Source organism: Mucilaginibacter sp., from assembly GCF_036383575.1.
Classification (GTDB): Bacteria; Bacteroidota; Bacteroidia; order Sphingobacteriales; family Sphingobacteriaceae; genus Mucilaginibacter.
The window spans coordinates 1-7,302 of the sequence record NZ_DASVOB010000221.1 but is presented as its reverse complement, the minus strand read 5'-3'; the positions used below and the strand labels follow the sequence as shown (position 1 = coordinate 7,302).

7 protein-coding genes and 1 pseudogene are annotated in these 7,302 nt (G+C 41.2%); 5 read left to right on the top strand and 3 right to left on the bottom strand.

Annotated features, from left to right (window positions below; all coding sequences use genetic code 11):
* Nucleotides 1-35: 35 nt before the first annotated feature.
* The gene (moaA, locus tag VF500_RS07905) at nt 36-1,025 is read right to left on the bottom strand and encodes a GTP 3',8-cyclase MoaA (protein ID WP_330859154.1); all 990 of its coding nucleotides are present in this window, start codon (nt 1,023-1,025) and stop codon (nt 36-38) included.
* A gap of 438 nt (nt 1,026-1,463) precedes the next feature.
* On the opposite strand from moaA, the gene VF500_RS07900 reads away from it, so the two are divergent.
* Nucleotides 1,464-2,054, top strand: a complete 591-nt coding sequence (locus VF500_RS07900; protein ID WP_330859153.1) for a nucleotidyltransferase family protein — start codon at nt 1,464-1,466, stop codon at nt 2,052-2,054.
* Nucleotides 2,055-2,062: 8 nt separating this feature from the next.
* Here the strand turns inward: VF500_RS07900 and VF500_RS07895 are convergent, their stop codons facing one another.
* A complete protein-coding gene (locus VF500_RS07895) occupies nt 2,063-2,506 on the bottom strand; it encodes a KTSC domain-containing protein (protein ID WP_121229867.1) in 444 nt (147 codons plus the stop codon).
* Nucleotides 2,507-2,764: 258 nt separating this feature from the next.
* Between VF500_RS07895 and VF500_RS07890 the strand changes: the two genes are divergently transcribed.
* The 4 genes from VF500_RS07890 to VF500_RS07875 all read left to right on the top strand — a co-directional run bounded on the left by VF500_RS07890 (nt 2,765) and on the right by VF500_RS07875 (nt 6,877).
* Complete coding sequence (locus VF500_RS07890) at nt 2,765-3,196, top strand: hypothetical protein (RefSeq protein WP_330859152.1); 432 nt, start codon at nt 2,765-2,767, stop codon at nt 3,194-3,196.
* A 72-nt stretch (nt 3,197-3,268) separates the two neighbouring features.
* Nucleotides 3,269-3,994 (top strand): RluA family pseudouridine synthase, encoded by a 726-nt coding sequence (locus VF500_RS07885; protein WP_330859151.1) that lies wholly within the window; start codon nt 3,269-3,271, stop codon nt 3,992-3,994.
* A gap of 56 nt (nt 3,995-4,050) precedes the next feature.
* A complete protein-coding gene (locus VF500_RS07880; protein WP_330859150.1) occupies nt 4,051-5,529 on the top strand; it encodes a hypothetical protein in 1,479 nt (492 codons plus the stop codon).
* A gap of 337 nt (nt 5,530-5,866) precedes the next feature.
* Nucleotides 5,867-6,877 (top strand): glutamine synthetase beta-grasp domain-containing protein, encoded by a 1,011-nt coding sequence (locus VF500_RS07875; RefSeq protein WP_330859149.1) that lies wholly within the window; start codon nt 5,867-5,869, stop codon nt 6,875-6,877.
* Nucleotides 6,878-7,092: 215 nt separating this feature from the next.
* Here the strand turns inward: VF500_RS07875 and VF500_RS07870 are convergent.
* Nucleotides 7,093-7,302 (bottom strand): annotated as a pseudogene (locus VF500_RS07870) (zinc-binding alcohol dehydrogenase family protein); the annotation flags it as partial.

Below are 7,302 nucleotides of genomic sequence, written 5' to 3'. Positions count from 1 at the left end.
TCTTCAACGGTTGTCATCTTTCCTGATCTTTTAAACTATCCGCCAATTGTGGCCATTGATTCATGAATGCCGGTCTTGGCCACGCGCATCCGCTCAGCTTCCCAGCCATCTGCCGGCCGGTGGTTAAAAGCAGTTAACAGGGTGCCTTGCAATACCTCGTCAGAAGCCCCTTTACGCATTAAATCTTTTAAATTAAGCACGCCGTCATCATATAAACAGGTCTTCAGTTCGCCTTGCGGCGTAATACGGATCCGGTTACAGCTACCACAAAAAGTACGTGAATAGGCCGCTATAATACCAATAGTACCCTTATGCCCGGGGACCTGGTAATTGTACGAGGTAGAATAAGCCGGGTCATCCAGCTTTTTTATTTGTGGGTATTTACTTTTTATTTCATCTAAAATGCGAACATAGTCCCAATGCAATCCGTCATATACATGACCATCTCCGTTAAAGGGCATTTCTTCAATAAACCTCACACTTACCGGCAGCTCTTTAGCCAGTTCAACCAGCGGGATAATGTCCTGTATGTTTTTTCCATCCATTACCACGGCATTGATCTTTACCTCCATATCATGACTCAGCATAGCATCTAAAGCAGCCATCACATTGGCAAATTCGTCGCGGCGGGTAATGGTAAAAAAACGGTTGGCATCCAGTGTGTCGAGGCTCAGGTTTATTGACCGTACGCCTATCTTTTTCAGTTCGGGTACATAAGGAGCTGTCAGCACGCCGTTGGTGGTCATACTCAGTTCTTTTAGGCTATCCAGTCTGGAAATACCGGTAAGCAAAGCCATAATATCTTTGCGTACAAAGGGTTCGCCCCCGGTAATACGGATCTTTTCGATCCCCATTTTTACCAGTAAGCGGCAACTATGCAGCATTTCATCATAACTCATGAGCTCAGCGCGCGAAAGCCAGTTCAGGCCATCCTCGGGCATGCAGTAAAAGCAGCGCAGGTTGCACTTGTCTGTCACTGCGAGGCGCATATAACTGATCTTCCGGCCGTGATTATCTGTTAACAAAGTATAGCTTTTTATCCTGTAAATTTAATCAATTAACAGCCATTACACCTTCAAGTTCATGCATGGCGATTGTAAAAATAAGCATTACTATACGCCGAGATGTTTACGAAATGTATTTTTTGTCACTACTGTTGGTGATTTACCTGCCTGTATTTAACTATCAGAAAAGCCGGCAATCCATATCCTGTTCACAACAAACACATAAACCACAAAAAATCAAATTGTTATAAATGAACAGACATAACTAAAACTTTAATTTAAACAATCCCGTATTAAGGCAAGCATCCGTCCGAAAGCAGTTATTAAAAAGGGCGCCCCCTGAACCCGAATAAACATAACACGCAAAAATGGAAGCTATATGAATTGTGATACATGGTGAATAGCCAAGTATTACAACAAATAGTTATACTAATACCTCATGTTAACAGTTTATAAAAAATGACAGGGATCATTATTCTGGCAGCGGGCGCATCAAGCCGTTTTGGCTCGCCCAAGCAAAATCTTATATACCAGGGCAAAACTCTTTTACAACGTGCCATCCAAACCGCACTTACCTGCCTGCATTGCGAAAAAGTGATTGTGGTGCTGGGTGCCAACGAAGGATTGATCCGCTCCAATATAGATGACCAGCTTGTAGATGTTACTTACAATCCCCGCTGGCAGGAAGGCATGGGCTCGTCAATAAAATTTGGTGTAGCAGAAATGTTGAGGCTTAAACCGGGGGTCACTTCAATTATACTGATGCTCTGCGATCAGCCATTTGTTGATTCATTCCTGATATCTCAGTTAATGGAAAAAAAAGAAGCCCATGATTGCGGCATCATTGCCTGCGGCTATCGCGATGTTTTGGGAGCCCCGGCTTTGTTTGATATAAAATATTTCCCGGCATTGCTTAGCCTGGAGGGCCCCGAGGGCGCAAAAAACATCATCGAAACAAATGTCGATGATGTTTTTATACTTCCTTTCCCACTGGGGGCTATTGATATTGATACCGCCGCCGATTTAGAACGACTTAACCAGGCAGGATAATCAAACTATTAAGCTGAAGCAACCAGTTTATTTACGCTGCGGTACACAAACTCATTAAAAATATGTCTGCGGGCAAACCTGCCGGGCGAATCGGCATTGATCAGCTTGGTGTAAATTGCTTTGGGTACGCCAAAATATTCATACGTATTGCCATCAAGGAAAGTAACTTTTAGTACCTGTTGCTTATACTCAAAATCAGCTATGTTTGATAGTGTAGTGGTAGCGGTATAATCAGGTAAAGTTTGGGCACGGGTTTCGGGCGCAATGCTTACTAAAAAGTGGTAAGCCTCAATAATGGTTTTGCTCTTCTCTTCGGCTTCTATCCTGCTCTCGTCCTGGAACCTGTCGGGATGCCAGGTTTTCATCATGCTTTTATAAACCGTACGTAATTCAGTTAGTTCTGCATTTTCGGTTACGTTCAGGAGTTTCCTGTAGTCGACAATTTTTTTCATTGTATATTTAATTCTTTTTTATTGTCGATGAAGGAATTACAGGTAAAACCATGCTTAACACCTCCATGAAAATAACGGCGCGAAGGTACGCTTTTTAAACGAGGAAAAACAGCGAGTTTTATTTATTAAATAATGATGATATTAAGTAAAACTTCTGTTAACATTATGCCTGCTCTGCTTCGTTAATTTAGTTGTAACGCATGAAAAAAATAAAGCGAGATAAAAAGGCAATCAAGTAAACCTAATTCAATATTTCATATGAACATACAGGAACAAATCCAGGAGTATATTACCAGCCAGCCTGAACCTAAACGGGGTGATATGCAAGAGTTGCATCGTATCACACTCCAGGTGTTACCAGGGTGTAAACTATGGTTCCTGGATGGTAGGAACAGCGAAAATAAAGTTGTCAGTAACCCTAATATAGGCTATGGATCTTATACTATAAAATATGCCGATGGAACAACAAGAGAGTTTTATCAAATTGGTATGAGCGCAAACACAACCGGAATTTCGATCTACGTTCTTGGTATCGATGATAAAACATACTTATCCCAAACGTATGGGAAAGAAATAGGCAAAGCGAGCGTAACCGGGTATTGCATCAAGTTCAAAGCACTAAAGGATATAAATATTAATATACTTGAAGATGCCATACGATACGGGGTTAAGGTTACAAGTGAAAATTAAATTTCAAACAGAAACACCTCCAACAAAATACAGTGATAGCTGTTTAAATTATAAACCGTATTTTTGCGGGCTATGAAGTTTCCGAAATTCGCCGACCTGATACTGTTTGAGAACGATGACGTTATTGTTGTGAACAAGCCGCCTTTTATAAGCTCGCTTGATGAACGCGGTGAAGGTAGCAGCGAGATCAGTATGTTAAGGCTTGCTAAAGCTTATTGGGACGATGCGCAGATCTGCCATCGACTGGACAAGGAAACATCAGGCGCACTTATTTTCGCTAAAAATCCCGAGGCCTACCGGTTGGTTTCCATGCAGTTTGAAAAACGGAAGGTTAAAAAAGTATACCATGCCGTTATTGATGGCACACATACTTTTGATAACCTGCTTGTTGATTTGCCAATATTGAACGTTGGTAAAGGTAGCGTAACCATCAGCAGGCAGGATGGCAAACGTGCCGAAACCTGGTTCCAGTCGTTAAAGTATTATAAACATTATACTTTGGTTGAATGCCGCCCGGTTACCGGCCGTATGCACCAGATCAGGATCCATCTGGCAACACAAAGGGCATCCATAGCCGGCGATGAAATGTATAAAGGTGAGCCTGTTTTCCTTTCAAAAATAAAACGCAAATACCATTTAGGTAAAGATCAGGAAGAACTGCCCATCATGAAACGCTTTGCCCTGCACGCTTATGAAGTAACGTTTCGTATCAATCCCGAAACCGAAGTCACCATTCACGCCCCCTACCCAAAGGACTTTGAAACACTTTTAAAGCTGCTTGACAAGTTTGACCTTTAAAATTAAATGGTAGAAATTGTTTGATATTTACATATGCCAACGTATTTTTATGCCTAATGGCTTCTCTCTTTAAAAAGTTCTCTCTCTGTATTTTACTGGTGGCGTTTGGTGTAAGCATTTCAGAAGCCTCGCCGTATATTTATCTTTCTGAGGATAGCCTTGTTAACTTTATCAAAATAAAAGACAGGAACCTGCAGGACAAGAAAATAGTTGACTATATCAAACTCCGTTTTCAGCAAGGGCCGCAAAACACCATCCCCGAAGGTAAAACAGAAGTTTATGAAAAGCTGGACAAATACCAGGTTGATGACCGCGAAGCTTTAAAATACTTTATTGAAAGTACTGTACAGCGACGGCTATCCAAACTCCCCGAAGCAGAAACCGCGATGGTCAAAGCCATTGACCAGGCCTCAAAAAGCAAAGCCGATTTCTTAATTTACTCATTTATCAGCCACCTTGCTTTTATTCAAACAGACAGGGGCAATCCAATTGGCGCTATATACAGTTACGGGCTGGCACAAAAGCAAGCGTTAAAACTTAACGAACCGCTATTACAGGTATATCTCAATATTAATATATCCGATCTTTATTACAAGCTCAACCTGTATAGCCAGTCGTTATATTACCTCAACCTTGCATTTCATATCAAGGAAGAAAATAAGATCAAGGACGACAGGTTTTATACTATAATAAGCTATAACAAGGCCGAAAATTTTTTCAGGAGAAGAAACCTCGATTCACTGCAACGGTGCCATGATGAGTTGATGGGACCTAACAACAAAAGCTATAAATTATTTACCTACCAAAACCGTACAGCTTACTACATATCTATATTGCAACATAAATATAGTGATGCCATAACGCAGATCAAGGAGTTGCAATCCAATAAAAAATACGTTCACAACGACCTTGAGCGACAAAACCTGGCCGATGCCTTTTACCTGAACGGTCAACCGGATTCGGCAAGTGCGATAGCTAACCAATTACTTGCCCTACCCTATTCTACAAACCATCCCGAAATAAAGCATCATCTTTATGAATTGCTGGGAGAAATAGCCCGCGACAGGGGCGATTATAAACTGGCAGCCGAAAACTTTGATCTTGCCTTAAAACAATCAGAAGCAAGCCTGAATAATACTACTCAAGTAGGTAACGTATCGGCACAGATAAAAATCGATAAAATCGAAAATACCTTTACGGATACTGCCGAAAAGTACAGGCGCGAGCGTCTTATTTTGATCCTGATCAGTATTACTACAGTTTTTATGTTTGCGGTTATAGCCCTGTTATACCGCAGTGCCAGGCAAAAACGCCATTACGAAAAATTATTATACGATACCAAAAAGCGCGAGCTTGCCTTTATCAACTCACACGAGGTACGTAAACATCTTACCAATATATTAGGTTTGGTTGAGCTGATGAGCGAAACCAAAGACAAAAAACAGGAGTTTTTGCAGGTTGAAAAGCATCTTTATGACTCTGCAACCAGGCTTGACGAAGCCATTAAGAACATTTCCGAAAAATTAAGCGACTAAATTTCCGCAATAGTAAGCTTTGCCTTAACTTCATCAGTTGAAAAGGGTTAACTGTTCACCTAATGAGTGCCAGGACTTGCCCGTACAAGGGTATTTTACGTTATTGATAAAAAACACACCCGATTCATTTCCGAAAATACGAAATTGTTAAAAACGCAGTTTTACAGATTCTTTTTTACGGGTTTACAGCTATAATTAACATGTTATTGAAAAAAAATACAAAATTTCTTAACATTTGTAATGAATTTTGTAAAAATAATTTAAATTCGCCTTAATAATTATTGAGATTAATACAAAAACTATAATTAGAACCCCAACTTTACAAATTAATTAAAAAATGGCAACAAAACTCGAGTACATTTGGCTTGATGGCTATAAACCAACACAAAGCCTGCGCAGCAAAACAAAAATCGTTAAAGAATTTAGCGGTAAAGTAGAAGATTTAGATAACTGGAGCTTTGATGGTTCTTCAACTGAGCAGGCACCAGGTGGTTCATCTGATTGTATCTTAAAGCCAGTTTTTGTTGTTCCTGATCCACAAAGAAAAAGCGCTTTCTTAGTAATGTGCGAAGTATTAAGCGCTGACGGCAAACCACACGAATCAAACGGTCGTGCTACTATTGCTGATGACGATAATGATTTCTGGTTCGGTTTTGAGCAGGAGTACTTCCTGTGGGATCCATCAACCAGCAAACCGCTTGGTTTCCCGGCTGCTGGCTACCCAGCTCCACAAGGTCCTTACTACTGTTCAGTAGGTGCTAAAAACGCTTTCGGTCGCGAAATCGTTGAAGAACACTTAGATGCTTGTTTAGAAGCAGGCTTAAACGTTGAAGGTATCAACGCTGAGGTTGCTGCCGGTCAGTGGGAATTCCAGATCTTCGCTAAAGGCGCTAAAGAAGCTGGTGACCAGATCTGGGTTGCACGTTATTTATTAGAAAGAATTGGTGAGAAATACGGAGTTGCTATCAACTGGCATTGCAAACCGCTTGGTCAATTAGACTGGAACGGTTCTGGTATGCACGCTAACTTCTCAAATACTACTTTACGTACTGCAAACAGCAAAGAAATTTTCACTGCTATCTGCGAATCTTTCCGCCCTGCAGTTGCTGAGTGTATCGCTGTTTACGGTGCTGATAACGATCAGCGTTTAACCGGTAAACACGAAACTGCTTCTATCCATGACTTTAGCTATGGTGTATCTGACCGTGGTGCTTCTATCCGTATCCCTTTGTACGCGGTTGATCACAACTGGAGTGGCTACCTGGAAGATCGTCGCCCTAACTCAGCTGCCGATCCATACAAAGTAGCTGCAGTTATCATCAAAACTGTAAAAACAGCAAAGCTTTAATGCCCTGAATAAATAGTTATTGTTTTATCCCCCGGTTTTAAAAACCGGGGGATTTTTTTGTGGTTTTAGATGTAGAGACGCATCACATGCGTCTCCCAGATGCAAATCACGACAGGTTAAACGCCGTATAAGCGGCTTGTCCTACGGAAGACGCATGTGATGCGTCTCTACAGGCAAACATTTATAAACCTATCTTATAGCATCTTAATTACTATTTAAATAGTTACCACAAGGCGTAGCCCATTATCCACTTCCAACTCCCACAGTTCGGCAATATCCGCTAACTTCACTTTAATAGTTTCTACTTTCAGCTTACCAGCCGCCGCAAGTGCAAACATTTCGGGCAAAATCTCACTAAAAAGTTCAGCTACCTGCGCTTTTGACCAGGCGCCAAGCCCCGATCCGGTTAATTGAAGATCAACACT

Coding starts and splice junctions, on each gene's coding strand:
- VF500_RS07890 (WP_330859152.1), top strand. CDS start 2,765: ATGAACATACAGGAACAAATCCAGGAGTATATTACCAGCCAGCCTGAA.
- VF500_RS07880 (WP_330859150.1), top strand. CDS start 4,051: ATGGCTTCTCTCTTTAAAAAGTTCTCTCTCTGTATTTTACTGGTGGCG.
- VF500_RS07895 (WP_121229867.1), bottom strand. CDS start 2,506: ATGAAAAAAATTGTCGACTACAGGAAACTCCTGAACGTAACCGAAAAT.
- VF500_RS07875 (WP_330859149.1), top strand. CDS start 5,867: ATGGCAACAAAACTCGAGTACATTTGGCTTGATGGCTATAAACCAACA.
- VF500_RS07885 (WP_330859151.1), top strand. CDS start 3,269: ATGAAGTTTCCGAAATTCGCCGACCTGATACTGTTTGAGAACGATGAC.
- VF500_RS07900 (WP_330859153.1), top strand. CDS start 1,464: ATGACAGGGATCATTATTCTGGCAGCGGGCGCATCAAGCCGTTTTGGC.